The sequence below is a fragment of the Allobosea massiliensis genome (genome assembly GCF_042655245.1).
Taxonomy (GTDB): domain Bacteria; phylum Pseudomonadota; class Alphaproteobacteria; order Rhizobiales; family Beijerinckiaceae; genus Allobosea; species Allobosea massiliensis.
The window spans coordinates 54,507-76,742 of record NZ_JBHSLU010000018.1 but is presented as its reverse complement, the minus strand read 5'-3'; the positions used below and the strand labels follow the sequence as shown (position 1 = coordinate 76,742).

The following is a 22,236-nucleotide window of genomic DNA, read 5'->3' as shown; positions in this document are numbered from 1 at the left end:
CGATCCTTCGCGCTTTTGATCGCGGCGTACTTAGGCGCTGCGAGGAGCGAAGATCATGATGGCACTACCGACCAGGCATATGGCGACCCCGAGGATGTCCCAGCGATCGGGGCGCTGCCCCTCGACGGCCCAAAGCCACGCAACTGCGGCAAAGATGTAGACCCCACCGTACGCCGCGTAGGAGCGCCCCGCTGCATCAGTCTCCGCCAGCGTCAATAGGTAGGCGAACACCGCGAGGGCCAACAAGCCCGGTATCAGCCAAACCCAGGATTTATCGTGCCGAAGCCAAGCCCAGAAGGCGAAGCAGCCCGCGATCTCGGCCAAGGCTGCGGCGGCAAACGTAACGTAGGTTTTCATGGGCGGTTCGTGACGTGATCGAAGGCGGCTGGCGCTTGGAAATCGAACCAAAGCAATCCGATCATCGTTGCAGACGTTCGACCTCCACAACAAGTCAGCAGTCGGGCCGGTCTACCCAACAGGACATCAGCGTTGTCTACATATGACGCTTTATGAACGAGAAGCGCCAGATTCGGCCGTCGCGGGCGCCACGCGAATTGGATTGCCCGGGAGCAGACGTTCCAGGCGTCGGCTAGGGGCCACGTCCGGAGTCTGAGGCTTCCCCGCGACTACCGCCGTCATCCAGCTTTTGCTCGCGAGCGATGATCAGATTGGCACCAACCGGCTGGCATCTTTGAAGGGCGGGTGCCTCTGAAGACGGGGCCCGTACCTAGGCTCGCGCTCGTCTTCGGTGGGGCGTTGCAGTTACGCTCAACGCAGACTTTTGGGGTAGGATATAGCGGTCTTATAGGGAGAATGGCGCTGATATGGGGTGCACCACAGCGCGCGGGTGTGCTGCGCCTCACGGCTCCAGTTCGGAGTCCCAGTAGAGATAGTCGAGCCAGCTCTCGTGGAGGTAGTTCGGCGGGAAGAGCTTGCCGTTGCGGTGCAGGTCGTTGATCGTCGGCGCGTAGGCCTTCTGCATCGGAAACATGTCGACCGCGGCAGGCATCTTGTCGCCCTTGCGCAGATTGCAGGGCGAGCAGGCGGCGACCACGTTCTCCCAGGTGGTGAGCCCGCCCTTCGAGCGCGGGATGACATGGTCGAAGGTGAGCTCGTCGCGGGCGCCGCAATACTGGCAGGCGAAACGGTCGCGCAGGAAGACGTTGAAGCGGGTGAAGGCCGGGGTGCGCGAGGGTTTGATATAGGTCTTCAGCGAGACCACCGAGGGCAGCCGCATATCGAAGCTCGGGCTGCGGACGACCGTGTCGTATTCGGAGACGATGTTCACGCGGTCCATGAAGACCGCCTTGATCGCGTCCTGCCAGCTCCAGAGGGAGAGCGGATAATAGCTCAGCGGCCGAAAATCGGCATTCAGGACCAGAGCCGGACAGCCATCCGGCGAGGCCATCGGATGCATCACATGCGCCGTCAAACCCGCCGCACCTCCGCTTTCACATGCGAGACGAATCCCGCACGGACATCAATGTAAGCGCGGCACGACAGGAATGTGAAGGGGTGCGGCGATTGGGCCGCCACAGCCGTCGGGGTCGGGCTGGGCTCGACCGTCTGGTGCAGGATGCTGCGGGGAGACATGCCCGGGTCGCGCCCGAGCATGACGGCGGGCTCAGCGCGTCGGAACCGGCTTCTCGCCGCGATAATCGTAGAATCCGCGTTTGGTCTTGCGGCCGAGCCAGCCGGCCTCGACATATTTCACCAGGAGCGGGCAGGGGCGGTACTTCGAGTCTGCCAGGCCGTCATGAAGCACCTGCATGACCGAGAGGCAGGTGTCGAGGCCGATGAAGTCGGCGAGCTGCAGCGGGCCCATCGGATGGTTCGCGCCGAGCTTCATCGCGGTGTCGATCGCCTCGACCGAGCCGACGCCCTCATAAAGCGTGTAGACCGCCTCGTTGATCATCGGCAGCAGGATGCGGTTGACGATGAAGGCCGGGAAGTCCTCGGAGACCGAGACGGTCTTGTGCAGCTTGCCGACGAACTCCTTGGCGAGTTCGAAGGTCTGATCGTCGGTGGCGATGCCGCGGATCAGCTCGACGAGCTGCATCAGCGGCACGGGATTCATGAAATGGATGCCGATGAAGCGCTCGGGCCGGTCGGTCGCGGCCGCGAGGCGTGTGATCGAGATCGAGGAGGTGTTGGAGGCCAACATCGCCTCGGGCTTGATGTGCTGGCAGACGGCGGTGAAGATCTTGCGCTTGGTCTCCTCGTTCTCCGTCGCAGCCTCGATGACGAGGTCGCAGTCGGCGAGGCCCTCGAGGCCGGGGGCCGGCGCGATCTTGGCCATGGCGTCGCGGCGGATCTCGTCGCCGATCGCGCCCTTGGCGACCTGGCGCGCCATGTTGCCGTCGATCGTGGCGAGAGCCGCCTTGATGCGCTCCTCGGCGACGTCATGCAGCTTGACGTCGAAGCCGGCAACCGCGGCCACATGAGCAATGCCGTTGCCCATCTGGCCCGCGCCGATGATGCCGATCGTCCTGATCGCCTGAGCCGACATGGTGTCTTCCATCTCCGGTGTCGCCGCCGCTCTTGTCGGAGGCGGATGCGGGCTGCCGCAACGGGCAGCTTCTTCATATATCTATCGCAGGCGTAGCACAGTGCCAGAGTGGCCGCCGGGGGAAAGTCCCGCCCGCGCGGCCTAGCCGAACCTGTCCCTGCTCCCGACCCCGTCCCTTACTTGCCGAGCTTGGCGAGTTCGGCGTCGAGCTCGGGCAGCAGGGTGAAGAGATCGCCGACGAGGGCGTAGTCGGCGATCTGGAAGATCGGGGCCTCTTCGTCCTTGTTGATGGCGACGATGACCTTCGAATCCTTCATGCCGGCGAGATGCTGGATCGCGCCCGAGATGCCGACGGCGATGTAGAGATCCGGCGCCACGACCTTGCCGGTCTGGCCGACCTGCCAGTCGTTCGGCGCGTAGCCGGCGTCGACCGCGGCGCGCGAGGCGCCCATGGCCGCGCCGAGCCGGTCGGCGACCGGCTCGATGACCTTGGCGAAGGCCTCCGCGGAGCCGAGCGCGCGACCACCCGAGATGATGATCTTGGCCGAGGCCAGCTCGGGACGATCCGACTTGGCGACCTCCTCGCCCTTGAAGCTGGAGGAGCCGTCCTGCGGCGCAGCCGCGACGGCCTCGACCGGGGCAGTGGCGGAGCCGTCGGCCGAGGCGGCGAAGGAGGCGCCACGCACGGTGATGACCTTCTTGGCGTCGGACGACTGGACAGTCTGGATGGCGTTGCCGGCATAGATCGGCCGCTCGAAGGTGTCGGGCGAGACGACCTTGGTGATCTCCGAGACCTGCATCACGTCGAGCAGGGCGGCGACGCGGGGCGCGACATTCTTGCCCGCGGTGGTGCCGGCCGCGACGATGGCGTCATAGCCGCCTGCGAGGGAGACGATCAGCGCGGCCAGCGGCTCGGCGAGATGATGGCCGAGGGCCGCGTCGTCGGCCAGCAGCACCTTCTCGACACCGTCGAGCTTCGCGGCGGCGTCGGCCACGGCCTGTGCGCCCTGGCCGGCGACGAGGATATGGACCGGCGCACCGAGCGCCTTGGCGGCCGTCAGGGCCTTGCGGGTGGCCTCGTTGAGGCTCTTGTTGTCGTGCTCGGCGAGAAGCAGCGTCGTCATGATCTCAGAGAACTCCCGCTTCGGTCTTGAGCTTGGACACGAGTTCGGCGACGGAGCCGACCTTGATGCCGGCGGAACGGCCGGCGGGCTCGACGGTCTTGAGCACCGTCAGGCGCGGCGCGACATCGACGCCGAGCGCCTCGGCCGAGGTTTCGTCGAGCGGCTTCTTCTTGGCCTTCATGATGTTGGGCAGCGAAGCGTAGCGCGGCTCGTTCAGCCGCAGATCGGTGGTGACGATCGCCGGCAGCTTGAGCGAGACGGTCTGCAGGCCGCCATCGACCTCGCGGGTGACATCGACCGCATCAGCGCCGAGCTCGACCTTGGAGGCGAAGGTGCCCTGCGGCCAGCCCAGCAGCGCGGCCAGCATCTGGCCGGTCTGGTTGCAGTCGTCGTCGATCGCCTGCTTGCCGAGAATGACGAGGCCGGGGCTCTCCTGCTCGACGACCTTCTTGAGGAGCTTGGCGACCGACAGCGGCTCAACCGTGCCCTCGACCTTCACCAGGATGCCGCGGTCGGCGCCCATGGCGAGCCCGGTGCGGATCGTCTCGGCGGCCTGCGCCGGTCCGATCGAGACCACGACGACCTCGGTCGCCTTGCCGGCTTCCTTCAGCCGCAGCGCCTCTTCGACCGCGATCTCGTCGAAGGGGTTCATCGACATCTTGACGTTGGCGAGTTCGACGCCCGAGCCGTCCGCCTTCACCCGGATCTTCACGTTGTAGTCGACAACCCGCTTGACGGGCACAAGGATCTTCATCGTCGTCATCACCGTTCAGAAAAGAGGCTGGTCCCGCCGCATCCGGGGCGTCGCCGCATGCGGCGGCAGGATGGCGGCATCGCGGCTCTCGGCTCGAATGCGGTCGGACCGTAACGACGGCCGTTTGCGCTTGTCAACGCCGCGAATGGCCCATCCACGATGCCCAAACGCACCCCTCAACCCCGTGCCGGGCGGCCGAACAGGCGCGCCTGGCGATGAATGAAGACGGGCGTGAGCGCGACGCCGGTGGCCAGCCCGCCGAGATGGGCCCACCAGCCGACATGGCCGTCCGGGTCGAGCAGGGCCTGGACGAGCTGGAACAGCACCCAGGCAATGATGGCATAAAGCGCGGTGATCCGCAGCGGAATCCAGTTGAAGGCGAGCCCCCAGATGCGAACGCGGGGATAGAGCATCAGATAGGCCGCGATGACGCCGGAGATCGCGCCTGAAGCACCGATCAACGGCTGTTCGGAGGCGGGGTTGATCAGCGCATGGGCGAGCGAGCCGCCGAGGCCGCAGAGGCAGAAGAACAGCAGGAACCGTGCATGGCCCATCGCGTCCTCGACATTGTCGCCGAAGACGAACAGGAACAGCATGTTGCCGATGAGATGGGCGAAGCCGAGATGCAGGAAGACGTTGCTCAGCGGCGTCAGCCAAGCGGGCGCCTGCAGCAATTCGGGAGGGAGCTGGGCCGTTCCGAACAGCACGGAGGGTATCAGCCCGAAGCCGGCGGCGATCGCGATCTGGCCGGTCTCGCTCTCGCGCAGGGTCAGCAGCAGATAAAGCAGGACGCAGAGCGCGATCAGGACATGCGTGACATAGGGCGCGCGCATGTAGCGCAGCGGCACGCCGTCATGCAGGGGAATGAACACGCGGCCCGCTAGCGGTTCTGGCCGGGCACCCAGAGCACGTCGCCCTGGGCCCTGGCGTTGAGATGGCGCGAGGCGACGAAGAGGAAGTCCGAGAGCCGGTTGATGTAGTGCAGGGCCGGCGCCCCGACGATCTCCCCGGGCGTCTGGGCGAGTTCCGTCATCAGCCGCTCGGCGCGGCGGCTGACGGTGCGCGCGAGATGCAGATGGGTTGCCGCCGGTGTGCCGCCTGGCAGGACGAAGGAGCGCAGCGGCGCGAGATGTTCGTTCAGCCGATCGATATCGGCCTCGATGCGCTCGACCTGCGCCGGCACGATCCGCAGGGGCTCGTAGGCCGGGGGCGTCCCGGTGTCCGGCGTCGAGAGATCGGCACCGAGATCGAAAAGATCGTTGCTGATGCGGCCGAGCATCGCGTCCAGCTCGGCATCCTCGCTGGCGGCGTGAAGACGCGCGATGCCGATGCAGGCATTGGTCTCGTCGACCGTACCATAGGCCGCGACGCGCAGATCATATTTCGGCCGGCGCGGACCCGCGGCGAGCCCCGTGGTGCCGTCGTCGCCGGTGCGCGTGTAGATTCGGTTGAGCTTGACCATGAGCGCCTTATAGCGCGGCGCGGGCGGGACGGAAGCGGCCTTCGCGCGGGAGCGAGAGCGGCGAAACGCCCCGTGTCAGAAGCTGTAGCCGAGGCGGGCGCCGATATTGGCCGGCCCCTTGGGCTGGGTGCGGTCCGAGCAGCCGGCGGTGCTGAAATGCTCCAGCGTCGCGACCAGGCTCCAGCGGTCGTTCAGGCGCACGCCCAGCGCCGCCGCCTCGCGCGTGCCAGCGTTGCAGCCGAGATTGAGGCGGTTTTCGGGGACCACGGAGCCGGTCTTGCCGTCGTTGACGGCGGCACCCAGGCTGGCCTCGACGAAGACCGTCCGGCTCAGATCGACGGTCCAGGTCGCACCGGCATAGGCGTAACGCGTGCCGTTGAAATTCGCACTCGCGCCGAGATGAAAACGCGGGACGAAGGCGTTGGCGAAGCGATCCGAGAGGGTGAAGGGCCGCGGCGTCGCGATTTCGCCGCTGAAATTCGCCAGACCGCTCTCGCGGCTGCCGCCCGGATTGGCGACGGCGCCTCCGATACGCGCTTCCCAGGAGAGGGAGGGAGCAGATGTGGTGGCCGGTGCGTAGCTCGAAGTCCCGGCGGGGAGGGTCTGAGTCTGCGCCGCGAGAGGCGAGACTGCCAGACAACCGAGAGCGAGCAGCGACGCGACGCGAACCATGAGCGATCTGAACTTCTTGTCGGCGGAACCAGGTTTAACGATGCCCAAAGACTCGTGACCGGATTATGGCGCGATTGCGGCAAACGTCCTTCCGTTGCTGCCGCAACCACGAGAAAGCCGTTTTCGGTCAATGGTTTGCAAAATCTGGGGATGGGGGCTGGCTGATCGGGCGGTCAGCCGCTGCGCCACCACAGCACGAACAGGATGACGAGGATCGCGACGAATTGCAGCACGACGCGCAGACGCATCAGCGTCTGCGAGGTGTTGGCGCTGCCGCCCCGCAGCATGTTGGCGAGGCCAAGGACGAGGACCACGGCGACCGCACCGACGGCGACGGGGACGAGAGTACCGCTGAATGTCATGCCGACCCCTTAAGATGCTGCCGCCTGCTTGACCAGCGCCGGCCGGCGCCAGTGACGCTGCGCCGCAGGCGGCCTCAGCGATAGCGCCTCTGAACGATCAGATTGGCGGCCACCGTCAGCAGGATGGTCGCGGTCATCAGAATGAACGAGATCGCGCCGCCGAAGGGCCAGTTGTTCTGCTGGGCGAACTGACCATAGACCAGCGGCCCCATCATCTGGAACTTCGGGCCACCAAGCAGGACCGGCGTGGCATAGGCGTTCATCGCCAGGATGAAGGTCAGGATCGTGCCGGCGAGGATGCCGGGCAGCGCCAGCGGCCAGAGCACGCGGCGGAACATCGCCGCCGGGCCGGCGCCGAGGCTGAAGGCAGCCTCCTCGACATTGCGCGGGATGCCCTCGATCACGCTCTGCAGGGTCAGCACCATGAAGGGCAGGTTGACCGCGACGATGCCGATGAGGACGGCGTTCTCGGTGAACATGATCTCGAGCGGCTGGTCGATCAGGCCCAGCCCCATCAGCGAGGCGTTGAGCGCGCCCTTGCTGCCGAAGGCGGTCATCCAGCCGGCGGCGCGCACGGCGTTGCCGACGAAGAGCGGCAGGACGACGGCGATGATCAGCAGGTTCTTGAAGCGGCTCTGGGTCCGGGCCAGCACATAGGCGAGCGGAAAGCCCATCACGAGGCAGGCGACGGTGCAGACGACGGCGACGCGGACGGTGCGGGCCAGCACGGTAAGGTAATAGCTATCGGTGAAGAACTTGACGTAGTTCTCGATCGTCAGCCCGTCGACCATGAACTGGCCGGGAATGAACTGGTTCAGCGAATAACGGAAGAGGATCGCGATCGGGCCGAGCAGCCCGATCGCGACGAAGAGCGTCGCCGGCACGACGAGCAGTCCGGCAAGGCCGGTGCGCGCGCCCGCGACGGGTTCCGGAGCGGTGGTGCTCATGGCGTGGCTCCGTCATGCTCGGGCTCGACCCGAGCATCCCCGGACGCGGACGCGGACCACCGCGCCTTCATCGTGATGAGCTTCTCGGGTCGGCGCGGAGCGCCGCCCGAGAATGACGTGCCAGCCCTGTTCATCACGCCTTGAAGACCTTGTCCCACCATTCCTTCATCGCCGAATCGTTCTTGGCGAGGAAGGCGTAGTCGAGGTCGCGCAGCTTCTTCTCCTCCTCGGGGGTGAAGCCGATGCGCTTCTGCAGGTCGGGCGCCACATTCAGCCCGGTGACGGTGCCGTTGTAGCCCATGTCGACCGCGAAGGCCTCCTGAGCGGCCTTCTCGAGCATCGCGTTCATATAGGCGTAGGCGTTGTCCTTGTTGGGCGCGTTCTTCTGGATGACGAAGCCCGAGACATAGATCGGGATGCCTTCGACGGGAGCGACGGCCTCGCAGGGGATGCCGGCGTTCTGCCACTGGACGACGCGCGCCTTCCAGATCGCGCTGATGCCGATCTCCTCGTTCTTCATCGCGGCGGCGAAGGCCTCGTTCGTCGGGTAGACGCGGGCGCCGGCCTTCTTGACCGCCATCAGCACCTCCTTCGCCTTGTCGAGGTCGTTCATGCTGGCGCCATTGGTGCCGGCGAGCGAGGCCGCGATCATGATCGACTGGTACTGGATGTCGATGAAGCCGATCTTGTTGCCGTGCTTGGGGTCGAGCCAGTCCTTGAAACCGGTCGGGGCTGCCGTAATGACCTTGGGATTGTAGATCACCACGTTGCCCGAATAGATGTGACCGACGCCATAGGGATACTTCATCGCGGGGATGAGATTCTTGGCGTTCGGGATCTTGGCGTAGTCGATCGTCTCGATGACGCCGGCCTCGTTCATCTCGAACATGTTGGCAGCGGACAGGCCCTGAATGTCGACCGTCCCGCGCGGGAGGCGGCGCTCGGCGACCATCTTGGCGCGACGGGGCGCGTCGCCAGCCTGATCCTGCACCACTTCCATGCCCTTGGACTTCAGGAAGGGGTCCTCGATGTTCTTGGTCAGCAGGCGGGCATAGTCGCCGCCCCAGGTTCCGACGACGACCCTGCCGGCAGCCTGGGCGAGGGCCGGCATGCCGAGCCCGGAGGCGAGAGCGACGGCGCCGGCGCCCTTGAGAAGATCGCGTCTGTCGAAAGTGGCCATGGTTTTACTCCCCTGTTGGACGCCCGTCGAAACCCGAGATCAGGCTTCGCGCGGATAAACGAGCCCGGCGTCTTCGGCCCAGCCTATGGTGATGGTCTCGCCCGGCTTCGGCTCGGCGGTGCCGGCCTTGTTCGGGATCTGCAGCAGCATCCGGTCATGACCGGACAGGCCGACGTCGATCTCGAGGATCGCGCCGAGATAGGAGGCGTGCTCGACGCGCGCCTCGAAATGGTTGTGAAGCCCCTGCGCCTCGCCGCCGACGGCGATGCGTTCGGGGCGCAGGGCAAGCGTCGCCGCGCCCGCGCCGGTCGCGGCCGCGCAGCCGATCGTGACGCCGCCTTTCGTCCGGAAGCGACCGGGTGCCACGATCTCGCCGTCGAGGAAGGCGCTGCGACCGATGAAACCGGCGACGAAGCGGTCGGCCGGCCGCTCATAGAGCTCGCGCTGGGTGCCGATCTGGCGGACCTCGCCCTTTTCCATGACGACCAGACGGTCGGCCATGGTCAGCGCCTCCTCCTGGTCGTGGGTGACCATGATCGTGGTCAGGCCGAGCTTGCGCTGCAGGTCTCGGATCTCGACCCGGACCTCCTGGCGCAGCTTGGCGTCGAGATTGGACAGCGGCTCGTCGAGGAGCAGCACGTCCGGCTCCATGGCGAGGGCGCGGGCGAGCGCGACGCGCTGCTGCTGGCCTCCGGAGAGTTGGCGCGGATAGCGCTCGTCGAAGCCGGCGAGCTGGACGAGGCGCAGTGCCTCGGCGACGCGCGGCGCCCGGTCGGCCGGCGGGATCTTGCGCATCTCCAGCCCGAAGGCGACGTTCTCCGCCACCGTCATATGCGGGAAGAGCGCATAGCTCTGGAAGACGAGGCCGCAATTGCGCTTCCAGGGCGGCAGCGCCGTGACCTCACGATCGCCGATCGCGATCCTGCCGGCGCTGGGAGCGATGAAGCCGGCGACCATGCGCAGCGTCGTCGTTTTGCCGCAGCCCGACGGGCCGAGCAGGACGAGGAACTCGCCATCGGCGATGTCGATATCGACATTGTTGACGACGGTCAGGTCGCCATAGGTCTTGCGGAGATTCTCGATCGAAAGCCGCGCCATGATCTCAGACCACCCGGCTCAGCTTGACGTAACGGTCGGTCACGATCATCGCGACGGCGATCAGGACGATCTGGATCAGGGATGCTGCGGCCACGGTCGGATCGATCTTCCATTCGAGATATTGCAGGATGGCGATGGGCAGGGTCGTCCGGCCGGGTCCGACCAGGAACAGGCTCATCTCCAGATTGCCGAACGAGGTGACGAAGCCGAAGAGCCCCGCCGCGACGATGCCGGGACGGATGCTGGGCAGCGTCACGCGCCGGAATGTGGTGAAGGGGCCGGCGCCGAGGTTCTGCGCCGCTTCCTCGATCGTGCGGTCGAAGCCGACCAAGCTGGCCGTGACGAGCCTGACCACCCAGGGAATGACGACGAGGGTATGAGCGGCGATAAGACCGCCAAGCGAGCCCATGACCGGCAGGCCGGTCGCGATTTCGGTCTCGATCTGGAAGACGTAGGTCGCCGTACCGAGCACGATGCCCGGCATGACCAGCGGCAGCAGCAGCAGCGTGTTGAAGGCGGGCCCCAGCACGATCCGATGGCGGACCAGTGCGAGGCTCGCGGGCACGCCCAGCAAAAGGCCGATCAGCGTGGCGGAGACGCCGACCTGAAGGCTGAGCAGGAAGCCGTTGATGAAGGGCTGGTTGTTGGCGGCGGCCGAAAACCACTTCAGCGAATAGCCTTCCGGCGGGAAGGAGGGGATCTCCTGCCGGAAGAAGGCGAGCCAGGTGACGAAGATCAGCGGCAACAGGATGTAGAGCAGAGACAGGCCCGCGGCCGCGTTGAGCGCGATGCGGCCCAGGCTCGGGCGGGTGGCGGCGCTCATGCGGCGTCTCCGGCGAGGCCGGGCTGAAGGCGATCATTCCGGCCGAAGCCGAGCCGGGCCGGCCCAGAACGACGGCGTGCTGTCCTGCGCATTCAATCTGCTTTCACTGGAGCGTGTTCTTGTGGAACGCGCCGCCTTTCATGATCACCGGCAGCCGGGCTCCCTGGTCCTGCAGAAGGGCCAGGTCTTCCAGCGGGTTGCCGTCGACCAGGATCATATCCGCATAAGCCCCAGCACGCAGCGTGCCAAGCTTGCCTTCCATACGCAGGAGCTGGGCTCCGACGGTGGTGGCTGAGCGGATGATCTCGATCGGCGAGAGAACCTCCCGCCGCAGCAGGAATTCGCGCGACTGGTCGACCTGGAGCTGGCCGAGCAGGTCAGAGCCATAGGCGACCGGCACGCCGGCGCGCTTGCAGATCTCTAGCGAGCGGAGGCCGCCGTCGATGACGAGATCGTTCTTGGCGAGCATGTCGCCATTCATGCCGAATTCTGCGGCACGCTCCTTCATCGCGTAATAGGCGACGAGATTGGCGGTGAGGAACATGCCCTTCTCGGCCATCAGCTTCGCCGCGGCATCGTCGATCAGGTTGCCGTGTTCGATGGCGCGTACGCCGCACTGGGCGGCGCGGGTGATCGCTTCGGGCGTGTAGGCATGAGCGCAGACATAGCGGCCGAAGGCGGCCGCTTCCTCGACGGCGGTGCGGACCTCATCGAGGCTGAACTGCAGCGAGTCGAGCGGATCGTAGGGGGAGGCGACGCCGCCCGACATCATGATCTTGATGTGGTCGGCGCCGAGCCGCATCTGCTCACGGACCGATTTGCGCACGGAGGACACGCCGTCCGAGACGTTCATCGTATAGGCCATGGCGTTGCAGCAGTTGCAGCGCGAGCCGAAGTCGGTGCGCCGACGCGGGTCGCTGTGGCCACCGGTGGGGCCGATCGCCTGGCCTGCGATGAAGAGGCGCGGTGCCGAGACATGCCCCTTTTCGACAGCCTCCTTGATGCCCCAATCGGCGCCGCCGGTGTCGCGTACCGTGGTGAAGCCGCGGTCGATCATGCCCTTCATCAGGCCGATGGCGCGCGCCGTCATCAGCGTCAGCGGCATGCTCTCCATCGAGCGGATGACGACTTCCGAGAGGAAGACGTGGACATGGCTGTCGATCAGCCCCGGCATCAACGTGCGCCCGCCGCAGTCGATGATCTCCGCCGAGTCCGACCGGATCGGGCTGTCGGAGAGCTCGCGGATCGTCTCACCCTCGACCAGCAGTTCGTAACCGGCGCGCACCTCGCCGAAATCCGGTTCAAGGAGCTGGAAGTTCCTGAACAGCAGCGGCGCCATGGCGCTTCTCCATGTTGGGCGCCCGATCGACGCGCACCCTTCAGCTGCTGATATATTGAGAACTTTATCGGGCTTGTCCATCGCTGCCGGTGTGGGACCGGGACGACCGGGCATGTCGCCAGCCCATGGGATGCCGGCTGTGCGTGTGCTTCAGCTCTTGGCGAGGCTGCTCTGCGCCGCCGGGCGATCGCGGACGGGCAGCGACAGGTCGTCCGCCAGCGCACGGCCGATCGTCGGCAGCCCGTCGAGCAGGTTGGGCACGAAAGCCTGGGAGGGCGGCATGCGCCGCGGCAGCGCGTGGAGCGCGGCGGCCATCCTCAGCGGGTCGCGAGGACCCTCGCCGCTCTCCTGCGGATCATGCAGCACGTCGATCAGCTTTAGCTGGTCGGCGCGCTCGGCCCGGATCGCCTGCTCGAGGCGGGGCTTCACTCGGGGGACGATAAGCGCCGGCTTGTCGAAGGACAGCACCTCGCAGAAGGTGTTGTAGCCGCCCATCGCGACAACGCAGTGGGCCCGGTTCATCAGCAGTTCGAGGCGCGGCTCGAAGCCGAGGCTCTCGAGCTTCGGAATGCGCGCGATGCGCTCGGCAAAGCCCTTGCGCCGCTCGCGCGACATGAATGGGCCAAAGACGATCAGGGAAGGCAGTTCGATCGTCGGATCGGCCTCATAGGCGGAGATCACCCAGTCAATGACGCCGGCGCCGTCACCGCCGCCGCCCGGCGTCACCAGGATGAAGGGACCCTTGGTGATCCGGGGAAAGCGCGTCGGCGGCATCGGGCTCGGAACGGCGCGCTTGAGATAGCCGGTGTAGCGGATCTTATGTTCGAAGAGATGCGGGTTCGGCAGACCGGCGAGTGGCTGGTAGATGCTCTCCAGCCCATAGACGAAGATGTCGTCATAGATCTGCCCGAGTGCGTCCAGAGCCCCGCACTGGCGCCATTCCTCGTGCAGTTTGACCGGCTCGTCGAGCACGTCGCGCAGGCCGAGCACGATCCGGGCACCGCGGCGGCGCAGGATGTCGAGCGCCGGCACGAGTTCGCCTCGCAGGCCGATCGGCTCCTTGTCGACAATGACGACATCGGGATCGAAGGACAGGACGACCTGCTTGATGATGTCGGTCCGCAGCCGGATCGTGTCGTTCAGGTCGAGATTGAGATGGTGCGGGCCATAGCGCCCATCGGTCTGCTTCTCGACGCCGGGAATGCGCACATAGTCGACGCCATCACCGAACTGGAAGCTCGAGATCACCGACGAGCCCGAGACTATGATCACTGATATATGAGGGTAGCTCGCGACCAGCGAGTTCGCGATCGCGCGGCAACGCCGGATATGGCCCAGTCCGAAGGTGTCGTGGCTGTAGATCAGGACGCGCGGCGCGTGGGACGAGCGCTGTACCCGATCGGTACCCGGAAGGTCGACGACGTTGAAAGGCATATCCGCGTCGCCCCCCGCAGATAGGTCAGACGACCTCATGCCGAGGACGAACGCACCTGAGAATACGCCCCGCCGTTATAGCGCGAGGTTGGAACCTGTCCAAGTCCGGCGCACCCGACCGACCGCTCGAATCTGCATCAGGGGCAGACATAACCCTGCCCGTCCGGCAGGCAGCGGTTGCCATTGGGCAGGACGAGGGCGCCGCGCGCGTCGCGAAGCACGCGCTCGCCGTTCGGCAGCAGGAAGCCGCCGGTGGCGTCCATCGGCGCCCGCGTGCCGTCCGGGAGGATAACCTCGCTGCCGACGACCGTGATCCGCTTCGTCGGGGTGATCTGTGGCATCCCGGCGGGTTGGGGCTGCGGCTGCAACCTTTGCGGAGTGCTGCAGGCAGCGAGGGCAAGGGTGCCGAGCAGGGCGGCGGCGGCGATCGGCTTTTTCATGGGCGCTCAACGTTCTGGCACGGGATTGGTTCCCGGATTCTAGCGGCTGGGTGCCGCTTGGGAAATGCGGTCGTTGACCATCTGTCGCGGATCGCCGGGGATGACGGCCGGGTGGGCGAGCGAAGCGGCCAGAAAGGCGTCGAGAAATCCCCACGCCATCTCGTCATGGTCGCGATGGTGCAGCAACAGGCCGAAGGCGGTGTCACCGTCCCCTTCGGCCCGGAGTGACCCCAGCAGGCGACAGCATTCGGCAAGGAGATCGTCGGTCCGGCGGCCGGTCCGGCTCGTCCAGTCGATGATGTCGAGCGCCGTGTTGATGAGACGGGGGCCGCCCTCGGGCCTGAGCCGATAGCCGCGGAAGCAGGAGAGAGCGTGGAAGCCGAGAGCCGGCAGCCGGGCCGCGTGAGCCGGATCGATCCGGTTCCAGGGCGGCACGAAGACCGGAAGCGGCGCGGTTTCCAGCACGTCGGCGAGGTGCCGCGAGGCGGTCGCGATCTCGGCGTCGAGTTCCATCGCGTCGCGAGAGGGGCCGAACTCCGACTTCTTGGCCGGCGGCTCGGCATGGTTTCGATGCCAGGTGCCGTGCTGGCAGGGCCGCAGCAACGGCATCTGCCGAAGTGCCCGGCCGAGCGAAGGTTCAGCCAGCATGGGAATGACGGCGAGCAGGACAGGGAGGCCGTGCCGCTCGGGCAGCGTCGCCAGACGGTCGAGGGCAGGGCTGGCCGCGATGGCGTCGTCGTCGCGCAGCCAGAGCCGGATCTGCCGACCGGCCGCGCTCCAGCAGTCGAGTTCCGACCGAAGATCGCCCCAATGATCCTGGCGGGGGGGCGTCACGGCATCGGCTCCATGGCGGGCTGAGCGCGGCGCGCGGCATGGTTCGCGATCGCGACGGCGAGCCCCCGCGCGAGGATGTCGGCGGCTCGGGCCGGGTTGCGCTCGTCCAGAGCGAAGCGGCGGGCGGCGACGCCCATTTGCGCGCGTCGTCGCGGATCGTCGAGCAGGTCGCCCAGCGCCGAAGCGAGCCCCGCTTCGTCGTCCTCGGGCAGCAGCAGTGCGGTTTCGCCTCGCCTGACGGTGGCGGAGACGCCGCCGCTGTCGAAAGCGACGATCGGCAGGCCGACGGCCTGCGCCTCCAGGTAGACCAGTCCATAAGCCTCGCGCACGCCCGGCCAGACGAAAAGGTCATGCTCCGCCAGGGTGGCGACGACACGGTCATGGGTGATGGACCCACGCCAGGCGATGCGTCCTTCGGGGAAACCGGCGAAAGCCTCCTCGACCTCGACCCGCCTGCGTCCGTCGCCGATTACGGTCAGGGTCCAGGGTCGGTCCACCAGATGCGAGAGCACCCGCGCCAAGACGCGGTAGCTGTTTTCCTTGGTGCCCTCGCGCATCATCGCGACGGTGACGAGGCGAGGCACCGTGGCGGTCTCCTCGTTGCGGCAGGGCGGAGGGCCCGCGAAAGCGATGAAGGGCGGCAACTCCATCAGCGCCGTATGGTCCGAGCGCCAGCGCTCCAGCCCCTGTCGGTCGCGATCCGTGAACCATAGATGCAGGTCCGCCGCTGCCAGTCCCTGGCGGACGAGGCGGGTATGAGCCGACCAGTCGCCGGTGGCGCGACGCTCCGCATCGCTGGCTTCGGCCACGACATAGGGGATGCCGAGCCTCTGCGAGATGGCGGGGCCCAGCAGGTCGGGCGCCTTGTAGTAGTTGTGATAGGTGAACCAGAGCTCGGGCGCTGCCCCGTCTCCGCGCCACTGCGCGAGCAGGGCTTCGATGCGCTCCGCCGCGGCGGCCTGATGGGCCGCGAGCCGCTCGGGCTCGGCTGTGGGCATGAAATCGCGCGCGCCGATGCCGGGCATGACGTTGTGCCCAAGACTTTCCAGCGCCGCCACGAGCTGTCTCGCCATGCGGCGGTCGCCCGATATGCGGCCGTCATCATAGGTGTTGAGCGGGGTGTGAAAGGCGATGCGCACCGGGTCTTCGCGTCGGACGAGCTTGTGACGGGTTCAACGATAGGGGTCGGCCGCGTCGCGCAGGCCGTCGCCGAGGAAGTTGAAGGCGAGGATGATCAGGATCACCGGAACGACCGGATAGAGCAGCCAGGGATAGAGCGCCACGACATTGATGTTCTGGGCCTCGTTCAGCATCACCCCCCAGCTCGTGATCGGCGGGCGCAGCCCGAGGCCGAGAAAGCTCAGCGCCGTCTCGCCAAGGATGGTCTTCGGGATGGTGATCGTTGCCGAGGCGATGAGATGGCTCATGAAGCCCGGCACCAGATGCAGTCCGATGATCCGCGCCGGCTTCGCGCCCATCAACTGGGCGGCGACGACATAATCCTCCTCGCGCAATGACAGGAGCTTCGAGCGAACCGCCCTCGCCAGACCCGTCCAGTCCATCAAGCCGAGGATGACGGTGATGCCGAAATAGACCAGCAGGGGGCTCCAGGAGGGCGGCATGATTGCCGCCAGCGCCAGCCAGAGCGGGATATGCGGCAGGGACTGGACGATCTCGATCAGGCGCTGGACGACGAGATCGACCTTGCCGCCATAGTAGCCGGCGATGCCCCCGATGATGACGCCGAGCACGAAGGAGACGAAGACACCGAGCAATCCAATCGAGAGCGAGATCCGGCCGCCATAAAGGATGCGCGAGAGCATGTCCCGGCCGAGCCGGTCCGAGCCGAGCAGGAACAGCGTGCCACCCTCGGGCGGGCAGACGAAATGCAGATTGCCGGGAATGAGGTTCCAGAAACGGTATTCCTCGCCGCGGCAGAAGAAGCGCAGGGGCTGCGGGCGGCTGCGATCGACGTCGTATTCGCGCTTCAGGTTCTCCATATTGAGGCGCTGCGTGTAGGGGTAGACGAAGGGGCCGAGGAAGCGCCCCTCGTGGAAGAGATGCACCTCCTGGCGCGGGGCGCGGATGAAGTCGGTGTTGCGCGTGGTGTAGTGGTAGGGCGCCAGGAATTCGGCAAAGGCCGCCATCGCATAGATGACGATGATGACGACGCCCGAGACCAGCGCGAGCTTGTGGCGGCGGAACTTCCACCACATCAGCTGCGACTGCGAGGCGAGATAGACGCGCTCCTGCTCGGGCGTCATCACCTCGACGGCGTTCGGTTCGAACGGCGCCGTGGAGGCCGTGTGCGGCAGCGGTGCGCCATCGGGTGGCAATCCCAAAGCCGGCGAAGGCGGTGTCGCGGCCTGGTTCACTTGGTCGCCTCGCCCTGCAGGCGGATCCGCGGATCGAGGATCGCCAGCGCGATGTCGGAGATCAACACGCCGATCACGGTCAGGAAGGAAAGGAACATCAGGAAGGAGCCGGCGAGATACATGTCCTGGCTCTGGAGGGCGCGGATCAGCAGCGGACCGGTCGTCTGCAGAGAGAGGACGATGGCTACGATCTCGGCGCCGGAGACGATCGAGGGCAGGATGTCGCCGATGTCGGAGACGAAGAAGTTCAGCGACATGCGCAGCGGGTATTTGCGCAGCGCCTTGCCGGGCGGCAGGCCCTTGGCACGGGCGGTGACGTAGTACTGCTTCTGCAACTCGTCGAGGAGGTTGGCACGCACGGCGCGGATCATCCCGGCCGTTCCGCCGGCACCGATGATGATCACCGGAATCCACAGGTGCTCCAGCACCGAAGCAGCCTTGGCCCAGCTCATCGGCTGGTTGAGATATTGCGGATCGACCAGGCCGCCGATCGAGGTGCCGAACCAGACATTGGCGAAATACATGAAGACCAGCGCCAGCAGGAAATGCGGCACGGCGAGGCCGATCAGACCGACGAAGGTCAGGCCGTAATCGCCCCAGCTGTACTGATGCGTCGCTGAGTAGATGCCGATCGGGAAGGCAACGATCCAGGTGAAGATGATCGTGACGAAGGAGACGATCATCGTCAGCAAGAGCCGGTCGCCGACGATCTCGCGGACCGGGCGCTGGTACTCGAAGGAGTAGCCCATATCCCCCTGGAGCAGGCCCACCACCCACCAGACGTAGCGTTCGACGATCGGCTTGTCGAAGCCATACTCCTTCTTGAGGAACTCGATGCGCGAGAGGTCGGCCTTCTCTCCTTGCGCCTGCATCTCGGCCGCCAGCGTTTCGAAATAATCTCCTTCCGGCAGGTTGATGACGGTGAAGATCAGCGCGCTCGTGACGAGCAGCGTCGGGATCATCACCAGGATGCGCTTGAGGATGTATTTGAGCAGCACGGTTCAGCCCCTGCCCTTGTCGAGGCCGACCGTCTTGCGGGTGTCGAACCAGAAGGTGTCGGGCATATAGCGGCCGAAAAAGGCGCCGGGCTCGAAGCTGTAGAGCCCCTTCTGCGGGACGTTCTTCAGGTCCCTCGAGACGACGACGGGCTGCAGCGTGCCGTTAACGACACCGATGGCGAAGAGCTGCTCGGCGTTGATCTGCAGCATGCGCTGCCAGATCTGCCGGCGCTCGCCCTGGGTGGCGCTGTTGCGCCACGCGGCATAGAGAGCGATGAGTTCCTGCGCCTCGGCGAGGTCCGGTGCCTCGCCTTCGCGACCGGCGGTCTCGTGATACTGGCCCCAGCGCGGCCAGTTGAACTGGGCGGAGCTGGTGGGGGCCAGTGCGTCGGGCTCCATATCGGCGGCGACGAGACCGTTGTCCATGCCGGCCCAGGCCGACATGATGGTCTGGCCGGCGATGATGCGCCGGCGGAAAACGTCACGCTGGGTCGAGCGGGGATAGATCTTGATGCCGACGGCGTAGAGATCCTGCTTGATCAGGTCGAGGATATCGGTTTCCTCGGTGCTCTCGCCGGCTGTCTCGATGGTGAATTCGAGCCGCCGCCCGTCCGGCAGCAGGCGAATGCCATCCCGCGCGCGCTTGCCGAGCCCGGCTTCGTCGAGCAGCCGGTCGGCGAGCGCGGGATCGTGCTGCGTCCAGAGCTTCGCCAAGCCTGCATCATAGAGCGGGCTCTGGGGCAGGGCCGTGTTGCCGCTCTCCCTTGCCAGGCCGAAAAAGATGACTTGGTTGATGTCCTTGCGGTTGATCGCGACCGACAGCGCCTTGCGGTAGCGCAGGTCCCGGTTCAGGTCGCGCCAGACCGGGTCGATCGCGTTCAGGTTTGGCATCAGGGCAAAATAGGAGCCTTCGGCCCGTGTCCAGAGGCGGACGTCGAAGTTCATGCGCTTCGAGGCGTCCTTGAGGAATGTGTAGTTGTCAAAGCGCAGATAGCGGGCCTGGAGATCGGCGTCGCCGGCCGCAGCCTTGGCCGGCACCAGGGAATGGGTGCCGACGGTCAGGGTGACCTCGTCGACATAGGGCAGTTGCCGGCCATTCTCATCGATGCGGTGAAAGAAGGGGTTTCGTTCGAAGGTGAACTGCTCGGCCGGCAGCGGCGTGGTGTTCCACCAGGGGTCGAGCGTGGGCAAATCGGGATTCTCGGGGCGATACATCCGCGAGAGCCGCTCATGCAGGGCGCCCCAATCCCGCACGCGCGCCTGCCGGACGCGCGATTGCAGCGTCACGGGATCGGCGAAGTCGATATGGAACTGCTTCAGATAGCCCGACGGCATACAGATGTAAGTCGGCTGGGCGCCGGCGAGCGCGGGCAGGAAGATCGGATTGGGCTTCGACCAGGAGTAACGAACCTCCGTCTCGCTCAGCACCTCGAAGACGGGGGGCTCGCCGCCGACCAGAAGCGCCTGCGGCGGCCCGCCTGGCGAGAGCCGCTTGTTGTTGGCGACATGGGTCCACCAGTAGCGAAAGTCCTCGGTGGTGAAGGGCGCTCCATTGGACCAGCGATGGCCGGGACGCAGCCGCAGGGTGAAAATCCGGCCGGCCTCGACCTCGAAGCTCTCGAGCACGTCGGGCGCGAGATCGAGGTTGTCGTCGTAGCCGACCAGCCGCGTGTAGCCGTAAAGCGTCATCATGCGGATATCGCGCTGGTCGCCCATCAGCATCCGCATCGTGCCGCCATGGCGGCCGGGAACCCGCTCGTCCCCGGTCAGCGCGACGATGCGGGGGGAAACCGGGACGCGCTGCGCCACCCGCGGAAGCTTGCCGGTTGCCACTCTCTGTTCGAGGAAAGGGCTGTCGATCAGCTCGGAGGGACGAGCGGGCGCCGCCTGTGATAGGCGGGGCAGGCCCGAAGCCATCGCGACGGCGGCCGTGCCGATCAGCAGCGTCTCGCGGCGCGTGGGACGAAGCGATCTCATCAGGCCACCTCCCTCAGTTCGGCGCCAGGGCGGGCGAGTACGAAATGGCCGCCTCCGAGTGGCAGATGGGTCAGCGCCTCGCCTTCGGGGTCCGGCCTGAAGACCCGGTCCCAATGGCTGGAATCGGAGGCGCCGCCCGGCGCGGCCAGCTTGAAGTCGAGCTTGCGGTCGAGATCGGCGAAGGGGACCGAGCGCAGCAGGGCCTTCGTGTAGGGATGGACCGGCCGGCTGAACAGCGCGTGGCGCGGCGCAATCTCGACGATGCGGCCATTGGCCATCACGGCGATGCGGTCGGCCATGTAGTTCACCACCGCGAGGTTGTGTGAGATGAACAGGAAGGTCAGGCCGCGCTCGGCCTGGAGGTCCTTCAGCAGGTTGAGGATCTGTGCCTGCACCGACACGTCCAGCGCCGAAACCGGCTCGTCGCAGATGATCAGGTCGGGGTCGAGCGCGAGCGCGCGGGCGATGCCGATGCGCTGGCGCTGCCCGCCGGAGAAGGAGTGCGGATAGCGGTTGAGGAAGCGGACATCGAGCCCGACATCCTCCATCAGAGTCCTCACCCGCTCGGCCTGTTCGCCGGCGCCGCCCTTGCCATGGATCACCAGCGGCTCGCGCAGAATGTTCGACACGGTCATGCGCGGCGAGAGTGAGGAGACCGGATCCTGGAAGATCATCTGCACCCGCGGGCGGAACGCACGCAGCGCCTCGCCATCCAGTGCCAGGATGTCGGTCTGCGTACGGCCGTCGTCGAAGACGATGCTGCCGGCATCGGGCGTGACGGCGCGCATGATGATCTTGCTGACTGTGGTCTTGCCGCAGCCGCTCTCACCGACGAGGCCGAGGCATTCGCCGCGCCGGATGTCGAAGCCGACATCGTCGACGGCCAGCACGGTCTGCTGGGTGCCCTTGCCGAAGAAGCTGCGAGAACCGGTGGTGTAGGCCTTCCGCAGCCCGCGCACACTCAGTAGCGGCGCCTGCTCGCCGGCATTCGGCAGGGGCATGGCGCGCGGCGCGGCGGGCGGGCGGGGGCGTGCCTCGCGCAGCGCCACGAGACGTTCGCCCTCTTGCATGTCGAAATGCGGCGAGGCCTTCAGCAGGGCCTTGAGATAGGGGTGGCGCGGCCGGCGGAAGATGTCTTCGACCGGGCCGCTCTCCATGATCTCGCCATGGTAGATCACGACCACCTCGTCGGCCATGTTGGCGACGACGCCGAGATCATGGGTGATGAGCAGGATCGCCATGCCCATTTCGGCCTGGAGGTCGCGCATCAGGTCGAGCACCTGGGCCTGGATCGTGACGTCGAGCGCCGTGGTCGGCTCATCGGCGATCAGCAGGGCCGGCTGGCAGATCAGCGCCATGGCGAGCATGGCGCGCTGGCGCAGCCCGCCCGAGAGTTCGAAGGGATAGAGCCCGTAGGCGCGCACCGGGTCCTTGAAGCCGACGCGACCGAGCATCGTTTCGATCAGACCGCGCGCTTCGGCCTTGCTCATGGGCCGGTGCAGCAGCAGCGCTTCCTCGATCTGGTTGCCGATGGTGTGGACCGGCGAGAGCGACGACATCGGCTCCTGGAAGATCATGCCGATGCGCCCGCCGCGCAGGGCGCGGATCGCCTTGCCCTCCGCCGGCAGTGCGGCAATGTCGATAGTGGTGTCGGGGGTGAGCGGATCGCGGAACAGGATCTCCCCCCCGGTCACGCCGCCAGCGCGGGGCAAAAGCCCCATGATCGCCTGCGAGATCACCGATTTGCCCGAGCCCGACTCGCCGACCAGCGCGACGGTGCGGCCCGCGGGCACACGCAGGCTCACGCCCTTCACGACGTCGCGCGCGAGGCCGTGAACGGTGAACCCGATATGCAGATCGCTGATCCGAAGAATATCCATCAGCCGCTTTCGCCGGAGCTTCGCCCCC

22 protein-coding genes are annotated in these 22,236 nt (G+C 66.4%); all 22 read right to left on the bottom strand.

All coding sequences use genetic code 11. The features are described from left to right. Positions 1–30 precede the first annotated feature (30 nt). Positions 31–357, bottom strand: a complete 327-nt coding sequence (locus ACFPN9_RS10085; protein ID WP_066720251.1) for a YnfA family protein — start codon at positions 355–357, stop codon at positions 31–33. A gap of 502 nt (positions 358–859) precedes the next feature. After that, positions 860–1,417 (bottom strand): HNH endonuclease, encoded by a 558-nt coding sequence (locus ACFPN9_RS10080; protein ID WP_066720294.1) that lies wholly within the window; start codon positions 1,415–1,417, stop codon positions 860–862. A 207-nt stretch (positions 1,418–1,624) separates the two neighbouring features. Next, a complete protein-coding gene (locus tag ACFPN9_RS10075) occupies positions 1,625–2,521 on the bottom strand; it encodes a 3-hydroxybutyryl-CoA dehydrogenase (protein WP_082733278.1) in 897 nt (298 codons plus the stop codon). A 164-nt stretch (positions 2,522–2,685) separates the two neighbouring features. Continuing rightward, the gene (locus ACFPN9_RS10070) at positions 2,686–3,633 is read right to left on the bottom strand and encodes an electron transfer flavoprotein subunit alpha/FixB family protein (RefSeq protein WP_066720243.1); all 948 of its coding nucleotides are present in this window, start codon (positions 3,631–3,633) and stop codon (positions 2,686–2,688) included. 4 nt (positions 3,634–3,637) lie between these two features. Beyond that, positions 3,638–4,387: an electron transfer flavoprotein subunit beta/FixA family protein gene (locus ACFPN9_RS10065; protein ID WP_066720290.1), complete on the bottom strand. Its 750-nt coding sequence runs from the start codon at positions 4,385–4,387 to the stop codon at positions 3,638–3,640. A 176-nt stretch (positions 4,388–4,563) separates the two neighbouring features. Then, a complete protein-coding gene (locus ACFPN9_RS10060; protein ID WP_066720234.1) occupies positions 4,564–5,259 on the bottom strand; it encodes a rhomboid family intramembrane serine protease in 696 nt (231 codons plus the stop codon). A gap of 8 nt (positions 5,260–5,267) precedes the next feature. Next, positions 5,268–5,849, bottom strand: a complete 582-nt coding sequence (locus ACFPN9_RS10055) for a cob(I)yrinic acid a,c-diamide adenosyltransferase (protein WP_066720232.1) — start codon at positions 5,847–5,849, stop codon at positions 5,268–5,270. A 75-nt stretch (positions 5,850–5,924) separates the two neighbouring features. Next, positions 5,925–6,521: an acyloxyacyl hydrolase gene (locus tag ACFPN9_RS10050; protein WP_066720230.1), complete on the bottom strand. Its 597-nt coding sequence runs from the start codon at positions 6,519–6,521 to the stop codon at positions 5,925–5,927. Positions 6,522–6,694: 173 nt separating this feature from the next. After that, positions 6,695–6,883 (bottom strand): twin transmembrane helix small protein, encoded by a 189-nt coding sequence (locus ACFPN9_RS10045; protein WP_066720227.1) that lies wholly within the window; start codon positions 6,881–6,883, stop codon positions 6,695–6,697. Positions 6,884–6,957: 74 nt separating this feature from the next. Then, positions 6,958–7,830: an ABC transporter permease gene (locus ACFPN9_RS10040; protein ID WP_066720225.1), complete on the bottom strand. Its 873-nt coding sequence runs from the start codon at positions 7,828–7,830 to the stop codon at positions 6,958–6,960. A gap of 133 nt (positions 7,831–7,963) precedes the next feature. After that, a complete protein-coding gene (locus ACFPN9_RS10035; protein ID WP_066720222.1) occupies positions 7,964–9,010 on the bottom strand; it encodes an ABC transporter substrate-binding protein in 1,047 nt (348 codons plus the stop codon). Positions 9,011–9,049: 39 nt separating this feature from the next. Continuing rightward, positions 9,050–10,108 carry an ABC transporter ATP-binding protein gene (locus ACFPN9_RS10030; RefSeq protein WP_066720218.1) on the bottom strand — a complete coding sequence of 353 codons (1,059 nt, stop codon included), beginning with the start codon at positions 10,106–10,108 and terminating at the stop codon, positions 9,050–9,052. 4 nt (positions 10,109–10,112) lie between these two features. Continuing rightward, a complete protein-coding gene (locus ACFPN9_RS10025; protein ID WP_066720215.1) occupies positions 10,113–10,931 on the bottom strand; it encodes an ABC transporter permease in 819 nt (272 codons plus the stop codon). Between the two features lie 103 nt (positions 10,932–11,034). After that, on the bottom strand, positions 11,035–12,270 hold the full coding sequence (locus ACFPN9_RS10020) for a metal-dependent hydrolase family protein (protein ID WP_066720212.1): 1,236 nt from the start codon (positions 12,268–12,270) through the stop codon (positions 11,035–11,037). 150 nt (positions 12,271–12,420) lie between these two features. After that, positions 12,421–13,704: a glycosyltransferase family protein gene (locus ACFPN9_RS10015; protein WP_377816771.1), complete on the bottom strand. Its 1,284-nt coding sequence runs from the start codon at positions 13,702–13,704 to the stop codon at positions 12,421–12,423. Between the two features lie 137 nt (positions 13,705–13,841). Next, positions 13,842–14,144, bottom strand: a complete 303-nt coding sequence (locus ACFPN9_RS10010; protein ID WP_067255164.1) for a hypothetical protein — start codon at positions 14,142–14,144, stop codon at positions 13,842–13,844. A gap of 39 nt (positions 14,145–14,183) precedes the next feature. Further along, the gene (locus ACFPN9_RS10005; RefSeq protein WP_066717419.1) at positions 14,184–14,978 is read right to left on the bottom strand and encodes a polysaccharide deacetylase family protein; all 795 of its coding nucleotides are present in this window, start codon (positions 14,976–14,978) and stop codon (positions 14,184–14,186) included. Then, entirely contained in the window at positions 14,975–16,117 is a 1,143-nt protein-coding gene (locus tag ACFPN9_RS10000) for a glycosyltransferase family 4 protein (protein WP_066717420.1), read from the bottom strand. The genes ACFPN9_RS10005 and ACFPN9_RS10000 overlap by 4 nt, the downstream gene beginning before the upstream one ends. 33 nt (positions 16,118–16,150) lie before the next feature. Beyond that, positions 16,151–17,353 (bottom strand): ABC transporter permease, encoded by a 1,203-nt coding sequence (locus tag ACFPN9_RS09995; RefSeq protein WP_068076289.1) that lies wholly within the window; start codon positions 17,351–17,353, stop codon positions 16,151–16,153. Next, a complete protein-coding gene (locus ACFPN9_RS09990) occupies positions 17,350–18,348 on the bottom strand; it encodes an ABC transporter permease (RefSeq protein WP_066723698.1) in 999 nt (332 codons plus the stop codon). The genes ACFPN9_RS09995 and ACFPN9_RS09990 overlap by 4 nt, the downstream gene beginning before the upstream one ends. A gap of 6 nt (positions 18,349–18,354) precedes the next feature. Then, complete coding sequence (locus ACFPN9_RS09985) at positions 18,355–20,328, bottom strand: ABC transporter substrate-binding protein (RefSeq protein ID WP_082737656.1); 1,974 nt, start codon at positions 20,326–20,328, stop codon at positions 18,355–18,357. Then, complete coding sequence (locus ACFPN9_RS09980; protein WP_068076288.1) at positions 20,328–22,208, bottom strand: ABC transporter ATP-binding protein; 1,881 nt, start codon at positions 22,206–22,208, stop codon at positions 20,328–20,330. The genes ACFPN9_RS09985 and ACFPN9_RS09980 overlap by 1 nt, the downstream gene beginning before the upstream one ends. Positions 22,209–22,236 lie beyond the last annotated feature (28 nt).